The sequence below is a fragment of the Yersinia sp. 22-579 genome (assembly GCF_030433455.1).
Classification (GTDB): Bacteria; Pseudomonadota; Gammaproteobacteria; order Enterobacterales; family Enterobacteriaceae; genus Yersinia; species Yersinia enterocolitica.
This window is the reverse complement of the sequence record NZ_JAUJTZ010000016.1, coordinates 1-21,140: the sequence shown is the minus strand read 5'-3', so window position 1 is coordinate 21,140 and position 21,140 is coordinate 1. Positions and strand designations below refer to the sequence as shown.

The window sequence follows — 21,140 nt, the reverse complement described above, 5'->3', positions numbered from 1 at the left end:
ATCGATCACGCTACGTGAAATCTGAGAGATTTTTCAGAGGCTAAGGGCCACTACATTTAAATGTAGATGTTGCCTAGAACGGGCTTGGCTAAGCGTAAGGATTCGTGCGTAAATGCGTAAGATCGCCCGCCAAGCCTTGACACATCTGCTCTGTCAGAATTTAACGTCATAGTTTGCGGGCGGGGGATGACGTTCTTTGACCTCGGATAAACCAAATCGATTGATATGATGCGTGCGGTACGGGCTGAACCTGGCTAGAATCTCAGGAGTTAAAATCATCCTCTCAGCTTCCAGTTCCTTCAGGGCCTGGGTTAGCGCCTGACAATTGTGAAAAATCACTAGGTTAGCGACCAGATGATTATATTTTATTACCTTCAGTTGTTCGTCCCGTACGTTATTCGTGATTTTGTCGGCCCCAAAATGAACCCATTGAGTGAACTGGTTAAAACCTTCACATTTATTTTGCGCAGCCTGAATGATACGGCGCAGTTCTTCATCGCCAATATATCCAGCAGAAACAGCGTTCTTATCACCCGACCTAGTTCGCGAAATGCAAAGTACAGCTTGTTTTTCCGACTGGCGGTACCCAGTTTTCGCAAAATAGTTGAAGGTGAAAGCCGCCCCGCCCTGATGGATTGCGCAACTTGCAACATATCGGGTAAGTGGCAGGAGATAAGTGCCCAGTCTATGGCCTCTTTACTGAACAGCGTTTCAATATGCTGATAAATTTCATCGGGAGTAGCTTTAAACCATTTAAGGTCTTTCCAGTTCCTGACTCTGGGCATCAGTTTAATGCCTAACAGGAAGGCCAGTCCGTAAACGGGGGCGCTCTGCGCCTGCGTATCACCGTGTAAAATTTCGGGCTGAATATCTGACTTATTTTGGGTGAGTCCATCCAGAATATAGATCGCTTCCCACGCACCACACGGAATAAAATGCGAAAATAAGGCAATATAAGTATCACTGACGTGATAATAAGCAAGGCCACCATAACCTCCGTAACGAATATGTCGTTCGGATAACAGGTTATTTTCATACAGATCCCACTGAGTTCCATCAGCGGCCGCCCGTTTTGTCTCTCCCCAATACCGGGGCAACTGGAACTTATTATAACCATTAATTATATCAACTGTGGCCGCTTCTAGCTTTTCCGTGGTCACCTGCCGCTGGTCAACAAACGAAATTTGCCGGGCGCTGATATCGGCGATAGTGCGGGAAGTCTGCATCGGACCAAGGCCTGTGGCATAAGCAAAGGTTGTGATGATTTTTCTGCGCGTCGATTTTTTTAATTTTCCCTTATGTCCGCTCAGTGGGCCAATATGTTTATCCCAGTGAAGCCACTGGGTCGTATCAGACATGATATCCAGCAAAGACAGCCCTAGTTTATTCAGTTTTTTTCCAACAGCGGCATCCAACGCCTTAAACCCATCAGGAAGGGGCTTTTTCTTCAACGTAGCCAACCTGGGGCGACCATTAATAATCTGGAAAAAGAGATTATCTGGATACAAATCATCTGCCTTTTGAGCCGCAGTGGTCAATAGATCCCGAACATGGTCAATGAAGGCGTTGGTTTCAAGAGGCAAACCCACTTCCTGACCATAGGTATCCCGTGTTTCAACACATTCCGGCAGAGGGACCAGTTCATCACGATAGTCGGAGTAAACGTTCGCGCCGGTCACGCATAGATCACCTGATTTCAATTCGCGGACCATTTGTGTACAGACACAAACCTCAAATTGCCGGCGGGAAAGCTGTTCAGGTGCTTTTCTTTGCTGATCGCCCGTGATTAATTTCCACCATTTATCAGGAACCCACGAAAGGTCAGATAAACTGAGATCGCTTTCAGTTCCTTTTTTTAGCGTGATCCACTCGCTTCGGCACCGACGTTGCGACAGCATCAATGCCAGAGCCCGTTCGAAGCTCGTATCTTGACTGGTTGAGACAAAATTCAACGTAGACAGGATACGTAATAATTCAGCCCGGCGCTGACCGAACGCTTTCAGCATAAACCGGCATTCGTTCTTGCCGCCAAACTCAATATGAAGACGGGAAAACTCATACAAATCAGGGCGGGAAGATACCGTTTCACGAATTATCTTTAACTGATTACCTGCAGATTCAGTTGAATGAAGTATTGAGTTAAGCAAAGCATAGCGGCGGAGGATCTCGTCGGTTTTGCCCTGATTATCATCAAGATACTGTTGTAATTCAGCCTCTGCTGCGCGGGATACCTTATTCATTTGTTTACAGAAAATATCGCATAAGTCATCCGTTACCACACCTAGACGTTGCTGGATCACCGCGAGTGTTATCGCATACCGTCTTGCAGGCACCAGGTCTGCCATACTGGCCGCATCGAGTGCATTGCCTTCCAGCGCCCACTGGCTGATTTTGACGACGGGGAGGGTTTTAAGCGCCCGGTTGTAACCCGCCAGGTCAGTTAAAAGTTTAAAGCGAGCCAGCAAATCCCTCATACCATATACGGTAGGTCTGGCCGGGTCTTGCTTCAGATCATTCCAGGCACTCACCCGCCAGGGATCGTCCCCGACGACAAATAGATCGTCAAGAAAAGCGGCACCCTCTTCACCCACGGCTGTCTGCTCTCGTAAATACAGTGCCTGATTAGCTTCCGCTCGCGCTGAGCGGGCCGTCCGTACCAGAGAATCAAAGGCGGGTAATTCATAACGGTGGCGTATCAGCACTTCAATGCCCACATTGATAATATCTGCGACATCTTCTTTAATCAGCGCAGCGTCTCTGAATGTGTTCAGGAGTAGCATTTTTCCTGTTATGGAGAACGGATTTAAATCAAGAAAGCGACGTATTGTGCCGACATGCTTTCGCCGGGCTTCCGATTTATCGTAGCGGTGCAAATTTTTGAAGTCGGCATTGCGCCCGATAGACTGTGCGATATGTTTGATGACGGGCTCAGGAACCTGGCTGGACAAAACAAAATAGCCGAGCCGTTGAAACGTTTTCAGCAAAACGACAAAACCCAGCCGCGTTGTGGGTGCCCGTGCCGCCGTGGCACAAAATGCCAGTTCATCTTCAGTTGGCGTATAAAACCGTTCCAGCTCTGAGGCTGTCAGGCGACTTTTAAACCTGGGGTATGCCGTATCGTGGGGTTGCACGTTTTTTGACTCCTTGTCGAAAAGGGCCTTCCGTGTATCATTTAAAGTAAACTATAAAAGTACCGCCATTCTGTCACGCTGGAATGCGGGCTGCAGGCCAGTTTTGTGAGGGAGGTTCAATTGGGACAAATTGCAGCGATATATTGCCGTGTGTCGACGGACGATCAGGATTGTCAACGTCAGGAAAGAGAGTTGCTCGCACTGGCCGGTAAAGCTGGCTATACCATTGCCGGTATCTGGAAAGAAACTGCGTCCGGCAGTAAAAGCGATCGCCAGCAACGCCAAAAAATTTTAAATCTGGCGCAGGCTAGAAAAATTGACCTGGTTCTGGTGACGGAACTAACCCGATGGAGTCGCTCGACGCTGGATTTGTTTCATACACTGAATGACCTGCAATCTTGGGGCGTCGGACTTATTGCCCAAACAGGTTTACAGTTTGATTTATCCACTCCACAGGGGAAGCTGATTGCTACCCTGATGTCAGGTTTTGCCGAATTTGAACGGGATTTACTGAGGGAGCGTGTCCGGTCTGGTATCCAGGCAGCGCAAGCCAGAGGAGTCATTTTTGGGCGAAGGCCTGGGCAGCGGATAAAATCAGAGAAGCTAACCCCTAAAGTATTAGCTCTTATAGCTGAAGGTTGTTCCTACAGACAAATTGGGCGGCAGTTAGACTTGAGTAAAAATACTGTGATGGCAATAGTCAAACGAGAACGAGAACGAGAAAAAGTTGAAAATATATTAATAAAAAATAGCGGACTCTAATATCGTTAATTTAAAGGGTGGTTTTTGATGATAACAAAGATAAAAATACATGGCTATCGGATCTATAAAGAACTCATGCTAACGCCTAATCCAAAAATGAATATTATTGTAGGGGGAAACGAAGCTGGAAAGTCAACACTCATGGAAGCCATTACTCTTGCGTTAACAGGGAGAGTTAATGGGCGGAGTGCATCCGAAGAACTCAATTCATACTGGTTTAATACTAACTTAATTTCAGAGTTTTTACATAAGCGTGCTTGCGGTCAACGTGTAGCTTTACCTGAAATTCGTATTGAACTTTTCTTTGAGAATAGACCTGAATTACAGATGTTGTGTGGGGCAATTAACAGTGATGTGCCAACAAATGCTTGTCCTGGTGTGTCGTTAAATATTATTCCTAACCCCGAATACGCTGACGAATTAGATGAATGGATGAAAAACCCTTCGCCATTACTTCCAGTTGAATATTACTCTGTGGACTGGCGTTCTTTTGCAGACAAGAAGCTCACCAATCGGCCAAAACAACTTGTGACTGCGATAATTGACTCCCGAACAGTCCGCTCGTCATCTGGTATCGACTTTCATCTCCGCCAGATCCTTAGTGATCACCTTGAACCTGCCGAGAAAGCCTCAATCTCTCTTTTATATCGAGAAGTAAAAGCATCAATGTCCGATACTGCGCTAGCGGATGTAAACAAACGCATAGGTACACTACATGCATCTTTATATGATCAGTCAATTGCCTTAGCAATGGATCAAAGTTCGCGAACTTCATGGGAAGCGGCCGTTACTCCACATGTCAATAACGTCCCATTCTCAATGTCAGGGCAGGGTCAACAGGCATCAATTAAGATATCACTAGCAATGAGTCGTCACTCAGGGCAGGCAAATTTTGTGATGATTGAAGAACCTGAAAATCACCTTTCTCATACAAGTCTGACGACTCTTTTGTCTCGCCTAGAAACTCTAGCAGGTGAACAACAACAATTATTCATCACAACTCACAGCACCTTTGTACTCAATAGACTAGGGCTAGGTTCCCTGCTACTTATTGGGCGCGACTCTGTGAGTAAAATATCAGAGCTAGATCCTGATACAGTATCATATTTTCAGAAGCTTCCGGGATATGACACTCTCAGAATGGCATTGGCAAATAAAGTTGTCCTCGTCGAGGGTCCCTCTGATGAGATTATATTTGAAAGAATTTTTCAGGACCTATATGGAAAGCGCCCAATGGAGTTTGGTGTTGATGTTATTAGTATGCGAGGCTTATCTTTAGGTCGTTGTTTAGAATTATGCGCAGCGCTCGACAAAAACGTGGTAGTTCTCCGAGATAATGACGGCATTGACCCTATTTTATTACGTGAGCCAGTAGAAAATTGGCTTGCTACGGGGCGAAGAGAGCTTTTTATTGGCAGCGTGGAAAGTGGGACAACCCTTGAACCTCAGCTGGTACACCACAATAGTGAAGCTAGCATTCGGGCAATTTTGGGAATAACTCAATCTGCAGATTTAACAAAATGGATGAATCGGGAAAAAACGGAAACAGCACTTCGCATTGCAAGTGCTTCTCAAAGCATTACACCACCAGATTATATGAAAAATGCTGCAAGGTTTATTCATGGCTAACCATTTAACACTTGCTGTTGCAGGTTCTCGTAAAACTCAAGGAATAGTTGATCATTGCACCTGTTTGCCAAAAAATCGACGAGCTTTGGTGGTGACATATACTAAAACAAACCAAGATGAGTTAAGCCGCCGTCTGGCGAACTCTGTTGGTGATCATGCTGGAATTGAAGTAATGGGTTGGTATACATTCCTACTTCGCCATTTTGCCAAACCTTTTCTACCATTTAAATTTCCGAGTAAACGCGTTCTTGGGTTCAACTTTGATGGTAGGCCAAATATGATGGCTAAAGGAGTTAACCGGTTTTTAGATTCAAGCGGAGCAGTATATGCATGTGAGCTTGGTCGTCTTGCTTACGAACTTATTTCAGAAAGTGGAGGAGCGTTAATACATCGATTGGAATGTATATACGATGAAATTTTGATCGACGAAGTGCAAGATCTCAGCAGTCATGATTGGGATATAATCGATGTGTGTCTTCGCTCATCGGTTGATATTCGAATGGTTGGCGATATTCGCCAATCTGTACTCTCGACTAATCCACGGAGCTCAAAAAATAAAAGATACGCTTATGCGGAAATAATAACCTGGTTTCGTGAACGCCAAGAAAAAGGATTAATAAATATTACAGAGAGTGCTACGACATGGCGTTGCCATCCCAGTATTGCTGCATTTTCTGACACTATTTTTGATAAAAGCTGGTTGTTTCCTGCAACTGACTCAAGGAACGAGATAGTCACAGATCATGATGGTGTATTCCTTGTGCCTAAAAGGTACGTTGCCGATTATGTAGCAAAATATCAACCTCAGTGTTTGCGGAGTACAGCTAGTTCAGGCAAAGAGTTTCATCTTAACTTCATGAATTTTAAAATATCCAAGGGTTCAACACATGAGCGGGTACTCATCGTACCTACTGCAGGCATTCTCAAGTTCATTCAAACTGGCGCTCCTCTGGAGCCAGGACCCGCAGCAAGTTTTTATGTCGCAGTCACAAGGGCAAAACAAAGTGTAGCCCTTGTAGTCGATAGCCCTGGCAGCTCATTACTTCCATATTGGAAACCATAAACTCATATATTGATACAGCCAGTAGCGTGACGCTAAATTTTGACAGCGTAGATGTGGCAAGGGCTAGAGCGCGATATTACACATTTACGTATGAATCCTTACGCCTACCCGGCTTGATATGACGTTTCCGTAGCTGGCGGTATTGGTTGGCTTGGTTTTTGACCATAAGAAGGCAGGGCATAGTCCTGCCCTTGTACCTAGGCTGGAGTTCTATCGCCAAGAAATGTGACGATTTACATCTTGTGATTGATTAAGAATACGAATTACAGTGATAGAAGACTCTGAAGGAACGAAAAAAATCACATGCTTCTCAATAGGGAGTGAATAAATATTTTCACCTAACTCAGGTCGTTGTGTACCAATCTCATGTCTGGCCAAAATATCAAATATTTCAGAAAAGCGAGCGACATATTCATCCGCCTTGGCTACACCAAATTGTACCTGACCATAAAGCCAAATATTTTCCAAATCATCAATTGCTTTCGGTGTCAGATTAATCTCTTTCATTCAGATTAACCCTTTCCTTTATTCGCTGTAGGAATACATCTTTACTCCATGTTTCTGGAATGCCACTACTCACCCCTTCAGCCAACAAGTCCCGTAATGATTGCAAATGGGACTCAGCCTGCTTTTCACGCAATAAACGCAAAGCATCACGGAGCACTTCGCTTTGAGTTCTATAATCACCTGCGCTAACCAGCGAATCGATGAAGTCGCGAAGCTCCTCACCAACATCTACTGTCATTGTCCTGGCCATAAACACCTCATGTAAGACATAATCTTACATTCATTATAAGACTATCCATTTTGATGTGCCAGTTAGTTTTTCACTCAAAGTAGCAATACAAAGATATATACAAATTTCATCCTGCTCGAAGCATATGCCATTTACGTATAGTCAGCCGCCACTCCTGCTACTTCCAAGGTAAATTCTACCCCGATAAATCCGGTGCTGGGGAATCCGTCTGTGACCTCGAAGGTCGTCCCGTTCGGCACACATGGATGAGGCCACCCCACCTCCAGGCGACCAATAGCAGAGTTTCCCCTACATACAGTTTCACTATTCATTTTAAAAACCTAATGCCCAGCGACATCGGGGGACTCACATCAGTCTCTTATTTTGGTTCCAAGCAGAGGAACTCTGACCCTCTCTCAGAGGTCCCCATAATTTCAAATCCCCGTCTCTTGAGTATTCCGGACATCTGAAATGACTTGGGATAACATTTTGCGGTTATAACATGGTGTCTGTATTCCCTAATGGCGACGGTAAGAAGCAAGGTACCACATCCTTGGCCACGCATTGACTTGATAATATTGATAACCCTTATTTCTACACATGATCTGCCTGCCAAATCCTGCGAGGCACATAGCCACAGGAAACCCACGTTCATATCATCAGATTGACGGACTAGAATAAGAATGAAATGGCCTGTGTATTGATCAGAATTATTCATTTTGATGACCTGCCGGATCTGCTTTTCAAAAACCTTATTTCCTTTCGGAATAAGGATCTCCTGAAGTAAATGTCCGTTTCTGGCGCTGTCTTCACATTCGCTCATGAAAAATGAAATGTCTGACATTAAAACAGGCCTTGTATACAACTCACTCATCAGTCAGTTCCTTTTTTAGTCTGGATATCAAGATAGCCACTTAGTGATTATGTTCCAATAATAAAAATAGTTCCAAATAACCCGCCTAGATAATGGGGTCTGCTCAGATAACAGGTAGAGTCGAGATGTGGCGCGATAATTTTGTAGGTTAAGCATATCTGTTGCCGCCTCTTTCGATTGACGGTACCTTGCGTACGTCGTTGGCGACGAGAACAAACACGCCAAGATCAACAGAGCCCACCTATTCCCCTCGGCGACCCGCGTACTGGCCTCCTACGCTGACATATATCGCTGACCTAACTGGTATAGAATTTAATCCAGAAATGAAATGATAGATCTCTCAGTTTGAGTTCGTGCGCTATATATCGAAACACCACTTACCGGTGGTAAGCCCATCAAGGGTTAGATCACATTACAACTGCTAACCGACTGGTGTAAAAATGCCTTATTCAGCCTGTAGGCCAGATTTATCGGTGGTTTATTTTCAGCAAAAATCTAATCTTAAACAAAGTAGGGCAGGGAGTCAGAAGTATCCCTAATCGGAATTAATGGTTCGGGCAATATTGTTGTATGCATCCATAAGGGTCTGAATCCGTCGGTCATATAATTGCAATAGACAAGTATGATTTGCACCACATTGCTGTCGTTTTTTTAGCCACTCGCCCTGTTCATCCTGTAACGCACCACGAGCCCCCATTAATAACAGTCCTTTGAGCAAATTATATGTTGTAGTCATTTGCACATCCTTTTCGCTCAACGCAGGGTCTGCACAAATAGCTTTTTCATCTGCAAGAACAGCCAACTTGCAGTCAAAACTGGCCGCTGCGGCCTCTAATGGCAAGGTTAGCTCAACCATAAAGAGGGAGGCTATTGCAATATATTTAAGGGGTTTATCTCTGCTCATGGGGAAGTATTCTCCTGTGTGATAAACATTACTTCAAAGTTAACTATCACAAATACCAAGATCCTATTTCCCCCTTCTAGCCCATCCAAGAGGGGAATATTGACTTATAACCTCGCCAACATCTCACGGGTAACTAACACAATTCCATTTTCTGAGCGATAGAATCGGCGTGCGTCATCATCTGCATTTTCACCAATAACCATACTTTCAGGGATCTTACAGGCACGATCAATAACGCAGCTATGTAAACGACATGAGCGACCAATTTCCACATCAGGAAGTAAAACGCAAGAGTCAATATTACAGAATGAATTAACCCGCACCCGGGAAAATAGTACTGAATTGATCACTACCGAACCGGAGATAACACAACCACCGGAAACTAAAGTATTCGTAGTCATCCCGTGACGACCTGACCGATCTTGAACAAACTTTGCAGGAGGGAGCGGTTCTGCATAGGTTCTAATTGGCCAGTGAGGGTCATACATATCCAGCTCAGGAGTAATAGCAGCCTGATCGAGGTTAGCTTGCCAATAAGCCTCCAACGTTCCTACATCACGCCAATAGTCAGATGCATCAGGTGAGGTAGAAACACATGAGTGTGAGAATGGATGTGCCCATACATGACCTTGTTCGGTGATTTTTGGTAAAATATCTTTACCAAAATCGTGGCTGCTGTTCTCATCGGCATGGTCATTGGTGAGTAAATCGAACAAAAAATCAGCATTAAAGACATAGATCCCCATACTCGCCAAGCTTCGATCGGGTTTATCAGGCAATACTGGGGGAGTTGCTGGTTTCTCCCAGAACATTTTCACCTGCAAGTCTTTGGATACCTCCATCACGCCAAAAGCTGTTGCTTCTTCTTTGGGCACCTCAATACAGGCTACGGTACAAGCAGCACCGCTATCCACATGGTCTAACAGCATTCGCGAGTAATCCATTTTATAAATATGATCCCCGGCTAAAATCACTATATATGCAGCTTTATAGCGTCGGATAATATCCAAATTTTGGAAAACAGCGTCGGCTGTACCCGTATACCAGTGTTCTCTCCCTTGACGCTGTTGCGCGGGTAATAAATCAACAAACTCATTCATTTCTTCGCTAAGAAATGACCAACCATGTTGAATATGTTGTACCAGAGTATGGGATTGATATTGAGTAATAACCCCGATACGACGAATACCTGAATTTAGGCAATTAGATAATGCGAAATCGATAATCCGGTATTTCCCACCAAAATGGACTGCAGGTTTGGCCCTGACCGATGTGAGATCTTTAAGGCGCGTACCGCGGCCACCGGCAAGAATCAGTGCTACAGCTCTGTTTGGAAGTTGTCTTGCCAACATGGCTCTGTCTATATCGCCTGTTTTTCGCATGTCAGACTCCTTATAATGTATGTGCATAGCTGCCGAATTAACTCACTACACTCAATTAATCCTCCTATGACAAATACGATCCAGTTAACGATCTGAAGGATAAATTTTGTGTTTTACTTCCTTTAAACACCCATACAGTTGACACGATAATCAGTTTATTAAGCTTAGCTCAATCTATGCTGCTTTTTTGCGCTATTACAAATATCAACTGAGGATATATAGTGGCCGGCCTTTTTACGATAAATGGCCCATTTACAAGATCAGGACAATTTTACCCAGCATACTGGGAACAATCAAAAAGACTCAAGCTAGATAACTCATCCTAATGCCGTTCTGTATAATAATGGGTGAGGGTTAATTAGACTCATTAATACGACGTCTTATTCCTCCCTTCATTCTTGGATTGATAAAGTTTTTTATCTGCAAGAGATAGCGCATGCTCAAAAGAACTATCGTTGTTGACACAGAGACTGAGCCCGAATGATATTGTTATATTTATCACTGCCCCTGAATGGTAAATAAAGGGGGTACACTCGATTGTTTTTCTTATTCGCTCAACCATGATAAATGCCTCTTCCAACGTGGTGTTGTTAGCAATGATTGCAAACTCTTCCCCACCGACACGGGCAACTAAGTCGGTACCACGACTTCCTTGCTGTAACAATTTAGCAACCTCAATGAGAATGAAGTCACCAACATTATGTCCATAGGTATCATTAACATGTTTAAAATGATCGATATCTCCTATGATTATCACTTTACTGTCTGTAGGAGATAATCTGTTCCACTCGGATAAAATCTTTCTACGATTAAAGAGATTAGTGAGTGGGTCAATATTGGCATCACTGATTGCTTTTGTGTTGGTTTGATATTGCTTTGATAAGACAATCAGAAGGATCGCTTGGAACAACCAATTTATAACCATAATGATGTAAAACCATTTCAGCGTTTGAGCCTCAGTGGATACAATCCCCAAACTGAAAGAAGCAATGTAGCTATTGTTAATCCCAATAAGTTCTTGATTATCCCTTTCAAAAGCAACCAAGTAAGTTAACGCACTTTGTAACAATACGTCCCTGCCTTTTTCCTTCTCACCCTTTACAAGCAGGTTTGTTGCAATCTGAGACATTGATAAATAAGCCCGCCAATTCTCCTTCAGTCTAGTGAATAAGACCATTTCTTCAGGTGATTCAATCAACTTTTCATACTGGATAAAGATATCATCATTTTTTTTTGTCAGTGCTTTTTCTTTTTGTGTGTACTGCTCATCAGATAAAGTATCTTGGTAGATTACAGCTCTTAATTGAAGCCGGCGAATTTCTGTGAGATTAAAAACCAACTGTTGTGACAAGTTAAGGCCTGGAATTGTTTTATTGATAACTTCTTGAGTCTGTTGTGAAAAAGCATATCGCTCATCAATCAGATATTTTCCGAAAACAAAATATACACCATTGATGATAATAAGAGAGAGAAATACAATAAATCGTGTATTGATAGGTCGTGAGAGGGCCAAAGGATTACTCTCCATAATGCAACATAAACATATCCAACTGAATACAGGGCATTGTAAACATATTTTATCCAATTAGAATGATATGTGGTTTTCAGAATAACAATTATTATTCATTTTAAATGAAAAAGCTGATGTCCTCTCGAATTTTTATTCATATCGAGTGCCCTAGAACGATGTTTTTGACCGTATATAATATATCCAGAGGATATGATCGAGTACAAACCGGAAACAATCCATATGGGCGTAGTGTTTGAACTATGGCCAAATTCAATTTGGTAGGTATTCTAGTGTAATGTACATATATAACAACTTTAAGAATTAATCTGGTGATTGGTAAAAATTAGCCATAATTCAAATATAACACTGAATTAAAATAAAAGTTCCTACCTGTGAAAAGATATAAATATGCGATATAAAACCAGTAAAATGTTTTCAACACATACAAAATGTAGTGAAAATACTTAATTATTGATACATTTGACTATCGGGAAAACTGCGGCACAATTTATCTTCTTTCGAAGAATTTCACCTTCACCACAAGCAACATTTCTCAATGTTCAGTTTTTATGTGCGTAGCACATGGAAGGCGGTTTTCAGGAATTTCATATACTACGGAAAGTAAACCGCCGAAACCCGGCGTAAGCCGGTAAAAGATCATCAAAGATCCTAATACCCCCTTCGCCCTGCTAAGCTTTGCGGCCTTACTGGCAATGAAAGTATAGAGATAAGCCCTTTAACCCCGTTAGCGCGGCTTTGCCGCGATGTATCGGGGACTTAGTGCCGTCAGTATGCTGGCGGCACTTAGGGGGCTGTAAGTTAGTATGTACAGATGGCTTTTAGGTTTTTGTAATTTTTACAAAATTTTATAAAAATATATTTGGTGATTGGAAAATAGTAGGGTTGTATTGCCCGTAGGCAAAGCCGGAGGGAGGAAGCATAACAGCGAAGCTAATAAGAAAGGAGTATCCGACAAAGTCGGATAGCGACATCATTATTTGAATTTGATGTCTTGAGTTATACACATATACACCACATATTTTTAATAGATCTTTTTTAAGATCCTTTTTAAACCTTTTTAGAGGTACTCCCAAGCCTTATACCACGGGCCTCTCCGCGGACTCAGTGTGACATATCACCCCCATTGTGTGACATATCACCCTCAAAATACGGTTAAACCGTGACATATTGCCCTTAAATCTGTGACATATTGCCCTTAAAAATAGACTTTATGCACAGGCATTTGACAGATCGTTGCACCAGTGACAACATTAAAACATGTCACAGTTATTACAGGGATAAAAATGGATATGCCACCTGAATTTAAAGATAAGCCCCGTAAAGTTGGCCAACGTATCGTTCAATCTAATGAGTTGACCGAAGCCGCATACAGCCTGTCTCGTGATCAGAAACGCATGCTTTATCTCTTTGTTGATCAAATCCGAAAAGTGGACAGTGTGCAAGGGATTGAACAACATAACGGCATCTGTGAGATTGCCGTGTCAAAATACGCTGAGATATTCAATTTAACATCAGCAGAAGCCAGCAAAGATATTCGTCATGCACTGAAGAACTTTGTTGGTAAAGAGGTCACGTTTTATCGGCCCGAGGAAGATTTAGGAGATGAGAAAGGCTATGAGTCCTATCCCTGGTTTATTAAGCGTGCGCACAGCCCGGCACGAGGTGTTTACAGTGTCCATTTGAACCCTTATCTCATTCCTTTCTTTATTGGCTTACAAAATCGGTTCACTCAATTTCGGCTCGGTGAAACAAAAGAGATCACTAGTCCCTATGCTATGCGACTCTATGAGTCACTGTGTCAATACAGAAGAAGCGATGGCACGGGAGTCGCTATTCTGGGGGTTAAATGGATGATTGAACGTTATCAATTGCCACAGAGCTATACCCGAATGCCTGATTTCAGACGCAGATTTCTCAATCCTATTGTTGAAGAAATCAATAGACGAACGCCAATAAGCCTTGATTATATTGAGAAAAAATCAGGCCGCATGACGACACACATAGTATTCTCCTACACTGAAGTGTGACAATTAGCCCTTAGCAAAGGCGCCAACCGTGACAAATTACCCTCTACACTCTCCCATGAAAAATATTTCCCATGAAAGAGCAGTAAATTTACCGAAATGAAGGCAATTTGTCACAGTCTTGAGTTAATCTCTTGACTCAAGGCAATATGTCACACATTGCTCACGAGATTGAGGGTGGATTGTCACATTATTCACTCAATAGATGGGTAATAAAAATTTCGCATAAAAGACTAGTTTCGCGCACTCAACTAACTTAGTTGATTTTCAAATACGACTCTAGCGCTTCTCGGACCAATGCGCTGACATTTTTAGGTGCTATTCCCGCACGCTTGTTGGTCAAGGCCCTATCTTCAAGTTCGCGCAACAAACCTTCAGGTAATGATATGGTGGTTCTGGCCAGCGTTTCAGGTTGTAAGGAGGGCTTTTTATTTTCACCATACGGGCGATCAGCCAACTTGTTGGCCAAAGCTTCAGCGTCAGCTTCCGTCACCTCTTTGCGCAACTGCGGCTTTTTAAGTGCCATCAAAAAACCTCCTGCAACAAAGCCATGATTTCTACTTTTGCATTATCATTGTCGGTCTCCAGCACTGAACGTCCATCTGACATCACATCACGATAAATTTTTCGGTAACACCCGACACTACTCAGAGGAACCAGCCCATCGAACTCTTTCACATACTCAAGAAACTCATTACGTTCCGTCCCCCGTATCAAGGGATTGGTTGTCGCCATGGTTTGGTAACACCAGGCTTTCAATTCGGGATTCAAATCTCGCATACTCTCCAGTTGCTGCTGAAGCTCCATCAACGTATCCAGATCCAATTGGGAACACTGATGAGGCGCGATGATTTGATGCGCCACGGTACCACCGGTGATCAGTTCCCGGCTGTTACGACCAGCGACATCGACGATAACTTGACCAAATCTATTATCCAGACTTTTTAGCGTTTGAGAGATATTGTCACGTTTCTCAATCAATGTGATGGTCGGTTTCAGTCCCGAGAGTTCCCGCTCGGCATACCAACGAGAGGCGGAGCGCTGAACATCAGCATCGACCAGGCAAACATCTTCACCGCGCAGTGCCAGACCAATAGCGATATTGATGGCAGTCGTAGTCTTGGCTGCACCACCTTTGTTACAACCGATAATTGTGATCATCATCCATCCCATGCTTTTAAAATTATTCGCATTACATCATAAGTATGAATTATTATCTATTAAGTATTAAGTATTAAGTATTAAGTATTAAGTATTAAGTATTAAGTATCATTCCCTTATTAATCAGTAAGTAAACTATTTTATTTTAGATTTTCTTTGCGAACGTCGATAGGGATTGGCCTAAATATCTCTTCACTGCTCACGGGAATAGTGCTGATCAGTCGTCGTGCATCATCAGCGTTCATGCTGAATCGCACCCCAAACTGTTGGCCTACCTCAAGGGTAAAGACTTTGGTATACACTTCAGTACTCTTCAGTTCTTTATGACCCATAAAGGCTTGAACCACTTTCAAGGGCACACTGTGTTGGATCAGGTGCATGGCATAGCTGTGCCGGAAAGTTTTGGTGGTTACCGGATTCACCCGAAACACAAGCCCGTCACGTTGGGCACTGTCCACCGCGCGGGTGAGCCAGTTACGCGCTGTGTCATCGGTGATCGGCCACAGCGGTTCATGCCGTTTGGGTTTGAAGGTGGCCAGATATTCCCGCAAACGCAGCGTATAAGTTTGGTCCGATAACGGGATAGCCCGGTCAAATCCCTGAACTTGCTCCACTTTTGTGGGCCGGCCCGGCTTACGCCGGCGCTGCTTGAGTGTCCGCAGCACAATAAAAGGACGGCCTCCCTCCAGCTCAATATCGGCCGGGGTGATGGACAGGGCTTCATTAATTCTAGCCCCGGTATTCCACAGCGTTTCCATCAGCAACCGTTGATGTAAGTCAGCAAAATACCCAAGTAGCACCGACACTTCCGGTGCTAACAGGTATGCCGGCGTGCCAAGGTTAGCACGGAGCGCCATGTTGCGCAGTTCGGCCGCGCCTTGCCAGTCAAAATAGCTACCGATCGCGCTACGCGAAAAGTTTTCCGTTTCGTGGGGGATAAGGCTCAAGTTTTCAATCTCCGCGATCATCAGGCTAATAACCCGATATGTGACAACACACCCTCACTATTGCCCAGGGTCACTCTCATTGTGCCGTAAAAGTCACGTTCATCCGAGCGCAATAATTCCCCGATCGGATCCGGGATCATTCGGTTATTTTTCTATAATGGATTAAATACCGAGGAAAGAAAACAAGAAAGGGCCACAACAGACGCCCGTCATGCCGTGACCCTATGCCATTTGGCACGCTATAGTGTATGAATTAGATATATAAAACACAAGATATAGCGTTATCCACAGAAACAGTGGATAAGTCGGGTATAATTCGGGGCTTTACCTCAAAAACCGAAAAGGATCCAAAAGGAAAAGAAATAATTTAATGAGAAGACAGTCTTAAGCTGCAACCAGTTCGTCACGCAGATGATGTGCATCCATAGCCGGGTGATCTGAACTCAATTTTTTAACATCTGTGGTAGTTAGTAAACTTGTCATAACCACATAGTCTGCTTGATCTACTGTTAAGATAGGTGACAACACCTTCACTTGTGAGTTTATTGGTTGCTTACGGGCCAAAGGAATGACCAGTCGGGTACTGAGGTAGTTTAGAAAATCAGATTGAATATCAATAAAGTAGGGATATGTTTGATTATTTCTGGCCGTGTTTTTGTAGACAAAAAATTGCGCCACTACAATACCCCAAATTCATTGTCGTCAGAGAACAGTCCATTTTCGTCCACAAAACCATTTAGTGCCTCAAGACCCGCACGATTGTCAGCCAGCCAGCGGTCCCGTTGACGTTCCTTAACAGCCAACTCAAGTGCCTGATTCAGCGTTGCCGACAAATTCAGGTCAAGCGCTTTGGTCTGATCAATTAAATCAGCGTTTAAGTACACGTTTGTATTACGTTTTTTACCAACAGTACTCGCTCTCATTACCGACTCCAACCAAAGATTATGCGCATATCTTTGTCACTATCTAATCTTGGATAATTTGGGGCTTTAACGCAAAAACCAAAAGGATCTTAATCGGTACTCAATGAGTCTTAATGTTACCAGAAGGGGAGTTCAGCACATGAACTTTCAAACTAAGTGAGGATAGTGAGGAAGGATTGAGAAATCGAAATTTTTTTCATTTACCAAATAGTCTTGTATGTTTCATTCAATAATCCTCCGTTTAACATGGGTGTTGCAGCGATCAATTGAATCTAACAGGCACATATTTTGCAAGAATGTCAGGCTAAAATCCGCCTTCATTAAGTCTTTTTATATTGCACGCCCTTTTTATATTGCACGCCCTTTGTATCTGGTTCTTGGTCTCCATTTCAGCGGTCATTGCCAGTGGCTGTAGAAGCTTCAATCTTTGCGTGCTCGGCAATATGAGCGTCTGACAAGCTTCATTAAACAACTTTGGCTTGAAAGCGGTACGGTTTATGGTTATCGAAAATATGCTAGATATAAAAGAGTTGGGTGAACGAACTGGGCCAGTCTTGCTGAGTGAGCTTCTCAAACCGGATACTGAAAACGACGCTATTATGGCGTCGGAAAACCTTCAGTAGCCAGCCATAATTACCATAAATTCCCGTTAGTTGTTCCTATCCCAAAAATAGACCGTAAATACCCCTTAAACTTACCTTAAGATGTAAGGTGAATACCGATATTTATGTTGTATACTCACGGGGAAATAAAATTTGATGTTGATATTTTGTTATTATTTATATTTAATAAATAGGGTAACTTGTATCATATTGTTAATTTTAATTAAATCGAAAATTAGTAAAATAAAGAACATTCCTACAAATGTCTCATTTTTTATTTAAATTTTATCTGTTAGTATTCATCATAGTTAATTTTCTATCCATACAGTTAGATAATGAAATTATTTGATACCAGCAGAAGATATTTAATGAGTGCGTTTATTATTGGGTGCTATTAACACCATACGTTCCTCCAGAGGATATAATCACATCGATATCTCAATGATAATAAGCAGAATTTCATAATAATGCGATTTCTAAATGAAGATACAGTATCAATCAAATTATTGTTATGGCGGAGAACCCAACGGAAACGACTGATGTGGTTGAATGAATAAAATATATAGCCTCCAACACGTAGGTGTAAAGCAGTATGAGCCCGCAAGTTGTTGGCAACGATTACAGTTACCGTATGATGAAGTAGAGTTTTTTACTGGTTTTTTATATCGTAATGAAATGATTATGCCGTTCAGAATTTTTCTGGTTACATCTCTTATTTCTTTGAATGGTAGGTTTTTTTTGTTTTTTCACAGATAAATTCTGAGTGTTGTTAAAAGTGTTTTTCACACATTAGAATGGGCTCACAGAATTTGGCTACAGATAAAAAAGACACAACAACAGATGACTAATAAACAACTCACACTTAAATTATTTTCCATCAAAAAGGCTTTTACGATTGAGTGCGTAATCAGTATTTGGCTATTAAATTCCATCTTTTATATTGGCAGTCGATAGCCTATTTATTCACTGAGTGATTAATGTATCATCTATGATGATGCGTGCCTTTTATTTATCCCGTTTATTAGAGAATGTTTTTTGATGGAGACTAAAATCTTCAAAATAACAACGAGGAATAAATAAAACTTCATCCTTTATTCCTCGTTGTTATTCACCACCTTAATTAAATAAAACACGCTTGGGTGTGTTGGATCAGGGCACTTTTATGAAAATACTTCAACACCAGCCCCTCGATAAAAAAATGGGGGGTACACCGTTCAAGAAAATAGTTTGGGCAAATATTGCCATTCAGGCCATTTTCCCGCTGTCTGTTTCATTTACACCGGCCATGGCAGCCATGACTGCACCGGTAACAAAGAATGCGACAGCTCCACTGAAAACCGTACCTTACCGCCTCAAACGCGGTGAGTCCGCCTACACCGTCGCCACACGGTATGGCCTGTCTTTCTCTGCCCTGTCACAGCTCAACCAAAGTCGCACCTTCGCCAAAGGATTTCGTGCCGTGGGAGAGGGTGATGAAATTCTCGTCCCAGCACAAGCGCTGAGTGACGCAGAAAACACCGCGCAGATGCTGGCGGGCGTGGCCTCGCAGACCGGCAGTTTCCTCAGTCAGCACCCCGACGGCGACGCGGCCGCCTCGCTGGCCTTGGGTATGGCAACCAACAAGGCTAATGAAGAGGTGCAGACCTGGCTCAACAAGTTCGGCACCGCCCAGGTACAGCTCAATGTGGACAAGAACTTTTCCCTCAAGAGCTCTCAGCTTACGTTGTTGCACCCCTGGTATGACACCCCAGCCAACATGGTCTTCAGCCAGAGCGGCATTCACCGTACCGATGGACGGACCCAGGCCAACCTCGGTATCGGGGTCCGCCATTTCCGCGACCATGACATGCTCGGGGCCAACACCTTCCTCGACTACGACCTGTCCCGCGACCACGCCCGGGCCGGCCTCGGGGCTGAGTACTGGCGGGACAATCTTAAACTGTCTGCCAACGCCTACATCGGACTGACGGGCTGGAAAAATTCCCCGGATGTGGAGGACTACGATGAGCGTCCAGCCAACGGCTGGGATGTGCGCGCCGAAGGCTATCTGCCGTCGTATCCGCAACTGGGTACCCGAATGATGTATGAGCAGTACTACGGGGACGAGGTAGCCCTGTTCGGGAAAGAAAACCGTCAGAAGAACCCGCGGGCCCTGACTGCCGGGGTGAGTTACACCCCGTTCCCGTTGCTGACGTTGGGCGCCGATGAACGTTTCGGTCAGAATGGCCAGCATGACACCCAGTTCAAGGCCGAGCTGAATTACCGCATTGGTGAATCTCTGGCCAAACAGCTCGATACCGGCACCGTGGCAGCCCAGCGCAGCCTGGCGGGCAGCCGTTATGACCTGATTGACCGTAACAACAACATTATTCTTGAATACCGCAAACAGGAGGTTATTCACCTGAGTCTTCCGACCCGCGTAGAAGGCCGTACCCAGCAGGTTATCCCGGTGACACTGAACGTCCAGACCAAATACGGCCTGAAGGACATTGTCTGGGATGATGCCGACCTGGTGATGGCCGGCGGGAAGCTCTCCGGGCAGGGTACGCAGTGGCAATTGACCCTGCCAACCTGGAAAGTCGGGGAAGCGAATGCCTGGCTGGTCAGTGCCGTGGCACACGACACGAAAGGTCATGCTTCCGAGCGGGCAGAAATGCAGGTGGTGATGACCGAGCCCCAGGTCAGTGCCGGTCAATCAACCCTGATTGCGACAGATACCCGTCTGCTGGCTGACGGAAAAGCCCAGACCATCGTCACCGTCACGCTGAAGGATGCGGATGGTCACCCGGTTATCGGGATGACCGACCAGATTGCGCTCACGGGCACCCTGACCGCCGACAGCACCCTTGTCCACGGCGGCACGCTGAAACAGAACGCGGCGGTTGCGCAGACCGGTCCTACGCTCTCTGCGTTGAAAGAGACCGGTCAAGGGGTCTACACCGCCACCCTGACGGCCGGCACGCAAGCCGGGCAGTATGCTCTGGACGCCCAGGTGGCTGGGGCACCTTTAGCGAAGGCCACGGTCCTGCTGGAAGACACGGCGGCAGACTTCTCTCTGGCCGAAACCGCCCTGGTCACCGATAAAACCACCCTGGTGGCGAACGGGACTGACCAGGCCACATTAACGCTGACGCTGATGAGTAAAGCGGCCGATGGCAGCCTGCACCCGGTCAGCGGTGAAAAAGACCGACTGACGTTGTTCCTGGCCGACAGCGGCGTGGACAGCACCCAGTACACGTTCGGTGCAGTGCAGGATGATGCATCCCACCCGGGTGTGTACACCGCCACGTTCACCGGCCTACAGGCTGCATCACCGTTGACGGTGGGCCTGAAAGTGAATGGTAAGGACACCGGCAAACGGGTCACCCTGACCCTGACCACCGGCACCACGGTCGTCGTGACCGGCAATCCGGTGGTCGGTGAGACGCTGACCGCTAACGCCACCTGTGTGGGGGGGACCTGCGGTCAACT

16 protein-coding genes and 2 pseudogenes are annotated in these 21,140 nt (G+C 44.5%); 6 read left to right on the top strand and 12 right to left on the bottom strand.

The genetic code is table 11. The features are described from left to right. Positions 1–153: 153 nt before the first annotated feature. Positions 154–3,131 (bottom strand): annotated as a pseudogene (locus QSV56_RS17730) (Tn3 family transposase). 105 nt (positions 3,132–3,236) lie between these two features. Here QSV56_RS17730 and QSV56_RS17725 point away from each other — a divergent pair. Genes QSV56_RS17725 through QSV56_RS17715 form a run of 3 tightly spaced genes read left to right on the top strand, consistent with a single transcriptional unit; the run spans position 3,237 to position 6,585 of the window. Next, the gene (locus tag QSV56_RS17725) at positions 3,237–3,893 is read left to right on the top strand and encodes a recombinase family protein (RefSeq protein ID WP_301213061.1); all 657 of its coding nucleotides are present in this window, start codon (positions 3,237–3,239) and stop codon (positions 3,891–3,893) included. 27 nt (positions 3,894–3,920) lie between these two features. Beyond that, positions 3,921–5,522 (top strand): ATP-dependent endonuclease, encoded by a 1,602-nt coding sequence (locus QSV56_RS17720; RefSeq protein WP_301213059.1) that lies wholly within the window; start codon positions 3,921–3,923, stop codon positions 5,520–5,522. Continuing rightward, a complete protein-coding gene (locus QSV56_RS17715; RefSeq protein WP_301213057.1) occupies positions 5,515–6,585 on the top strand; it encodes a UvrD-helicase domain-containing protein in 1,071 nt (356 codons plus the stop codon). Before QSV56_RS17720 ends, QSV56_RS17715 begins: the two co-directional genes overlap by 8 nt. Before the next feature lie 210 nt (positions 6,586–6,795). On the opposite strand, the gene QSV56_RS17710 is transcribed toward QSV56_RS17715, so the two are convergent. The 6 genes from QSV56_RS17710 to QSV56_RS17685 all read right to left on the bottom strand — a co-directional run bounded on the left by QSV56_RS17710 (position 6,796) and on the right by QSV56_RS17685 (position 12,009). Further along, entirely contained in the window at positions 6,796–7,092 is a 297-nt protein-coding gene (locus tag QSV56_RS17710) for a type II toxin-antitoxin system RelE/ParE family toxin (protein WP_108088331.1), read from the bottom strand. Then, positions 7,079–7,342, bottom strand: coding sequence for a type II toxin-antitoxin system ParD family antitoxin (locus QSV56_RS17705; protein ID WP_301213054.1), 264 nt, complete (start codon positions 7,340–7,342; stop codon positions 7,079–7,081). The genes QSV56_RS17710 and QSV56_RS17705 overlap by 14 nt, the downstream gene beginning before the upstream one ends. Positions 7,343–7,700: 358 nt before the next feature. Next, positions 7,701–8,195 carry a GNAT family N-acetyltransferase gene (locus tag QSV56_RS17700; protein ID WP_301213052.1) on the bottom strand — a complete coding sequence of 165 codons (495 nt, stop codon included), beginning with the start codon at positions 8,193–8,195 and terminating at the stop codon, positions 7,701–7,703. A 535-nt stretch (positions 8,196–8,730) separates the two neighbouring features. After that, on the bottom strand, positions 8,731–9,051 hold the full coding sequence (locus tag QSV56_RS17695; RefSeq protein WP_301213191.1) for a lysozyme inhibitor LprI family protein: 321 nt from the start codon (positions 9,049–9,051) through the stop codon (positions 8,731–8,733). Between the two features lie 152 nt (positions 9,052–9,203). Beyond that, positions 9,204–10,481: a glucose-1-phosphate adenylyltransferase gene (gene glgC / locus QSV56_RS17690; protein ID WP_301213050.1), complete on the bottom strand. Its 1,278-nt coding sequence runs from the start codon at positions 10,479–10,481 to the stop codon at positions 9,204–9,206. Between the two features lie 367 nt (positions 10,482–10,848). Then, positions 10,849–12,009 (bottom strand): diguanylate cyclase, encoded by a 1,161-nt coding sequence (locus tag QSV56_RS17685; protein WP_301213048.1) that lies wholly within the window; start codon positions 12,007–12,009, stop codon positions 10,849–10,851. 1,286 nt (positions 12,010–13,295) lie between these two features. On the opposite strand from QSV56_RS17685, the gene repE reads away from it, so the two are divergent. After that, entirely contained in the window at positions 13,296–14,039 is a 744-nt protein-coding gene (gene repE / locus QSV56_RS17680) for a replication initiation protein RepE (RefSeq protein ID WP_301213046.1), read from the top strand. Positions 14,040–14,292: 253 nt separating this feature from the next. Here the strand turns inward: repE and QSV56_RS17675 are convergent, their stop codons facing one another. From QSV56_RS17675 to QSV56_RS17655, 5 genes are all read right to left on the bottom strand, one after another. Next, entirely contained in the window at positions 14,293–14,562 is a 270-nt protein-coding gene (locus QSV56_RS17675; protein WP_301213043.1) for a hypothetical protein, read from the bottom strand. Then, positions 14,562–15,197, bottom strand: coding sequence for an AAA family ATPase (locus QSV56_RS17670; protein WP_301213041.1), 636 nt, complete (start codon positions 15,195–15,197; stop codon positions 14,562–14,564). Before QSV56_RS17670 ends, QSV56_RS17675 begins: the two co-directional genes overlap by 1 nt. A gap of 140 nt (positions 15,198–15,337) precedes the next feature. After that, on the bottom strand, positions 15,338–16,144 hold the full coding sequence (locus tag QSV56_RS17665) for a tyrosine-type recombinase/integrase (RefSeq protein WP_301213039.1): 807 nt from the start codon (positions 16,142–16,144) through the stop codon (positions 15,338–15,340). A gap of 384 nt (positions 16,145–16,528) precedes the next feature. After that, positions 16,529–16,822, bottom strand: coding sequence for a CcdB family protein (locus QSV56_RS17660; protein ID WP_301213037.1), 294 nt, complete (start codon positions 16,820–16,822; stop codon positions 16,529–16,531). Next, positions 16,822–17,067: a type II toxin-antitoxin system CcdA family antitoxin gene (locus tag QSV56_RS17655; RefSeq protein WP_301213035.1), complete on the bottom strand. Its 246-nt coding sequence runs from the start codon at positions 17,065–17,067 to the stop codon at positions 16,822–16,824. Before QSV56_RS17655 ends, QSV56_RS17660 begins: the two co-directional genes overlap by 1 nt. Positions 17,068–17,344: 277 nt before the next feature. Here QSV56_RS17655 and QSV56_RS17650 point away from each other — a divergent pair. Beyond that, positions 17,345–17,734: pseudogene (locus QSV56_RS17650) on the top strand (IS3 family transposase); the annotation flags it as partial. Between the two features lie 1,097 nt (positions 17,735–18,831). Then, positions 18,832–21,140, top strand: a 2,309-nt coding sequence (locus tag QSV56_RS17645) for an inverse autotransporter beta domain-containing protein (protein ID WP_301213033.1), incomplete at its 3' end; no start/stop codon positions are given.

Coding starts and splice junctions, on each gene's coding strand:
- QSV56_RS17720 (WP_301213059.1), top strand. CDS start 3,921: ATGATAACAAAGATAAAAATACATGGCTATCGGATCTATAAAGAACTC.
- QSV56_RS17715 (WP_301213057.1), top strand. CDS start 5,515: ATGGCTAACCATTTAACACTTGCTGTTGCAGGTTCTCGTAAAACTCAA.
- QSV56_RS17710 (WP_108088331.1), bottom strand. CDS start 7,092: ATGAAAGAGATTAATCTGACACCGAAAGCAATTGATGATTTGGAAAAT.
- QSV56_RS17705 (WP_301213054.1), bottom strand. CDS start 7,342: ATGGCCAGGACAATGACAGTAGATGTTGGTGAGGAGCTTCGCGACTTC.
- QSV56_RS17700 (WP_301213052.1), bottom strand. CDS start 8,195: ATGAGTGAGTTGTATACAAGGCCTGTTTTAATGTCAGACATTTCATTT.
- QSV56_RS17695 (WP_301213191.1), bottom strand. CDS start 9,051: ATGGTTGAGCTAACCTTGCCATTAGAGGCCGCAGCGGCCAGTTTTGAC.
- glgC (WP_301213050.1), bottom strand. CDS start 10,481: ATGCGAAAAACAGGCGATATAGACAGAGCCATGTTGGCAAGACAACTT.
- QSV56_RS17685 (WP_301213048.1), bottom strand. CDS start 12,009: ATGGAGAGTAATCCTTTGGCCCTCTCACGACCTATCAATACACGATTT.
- repE (WP_301213046.1), top strand. CDS start 13,296: ATGGATATGCCACCTGAATTTAAAGATAAGCCCCGTAAAGTTGGCCAA.
- QSV56_RS17675 (WP_301213043.1), bottom strand. CDS start 14,562: ATGGCACTTAAAAAGCCGCAGTTGCGCAAAGAGGTGACGGAAGCTGAC.
- QSV56_RS17670 (WP_301213041.1), bottom strand. CDS start 15,197: ATGATCACAATTATCGGTTGTAACAAAGGTGGTGCAGCCAAGACTACG.
- QSV56_RS17655 (WP_301213035.1), bottom strand. CDS start 17,067: ATGAGAGCGAGTACTGTTGGTAAAAAACGTAATACAAACGTGTACTTA.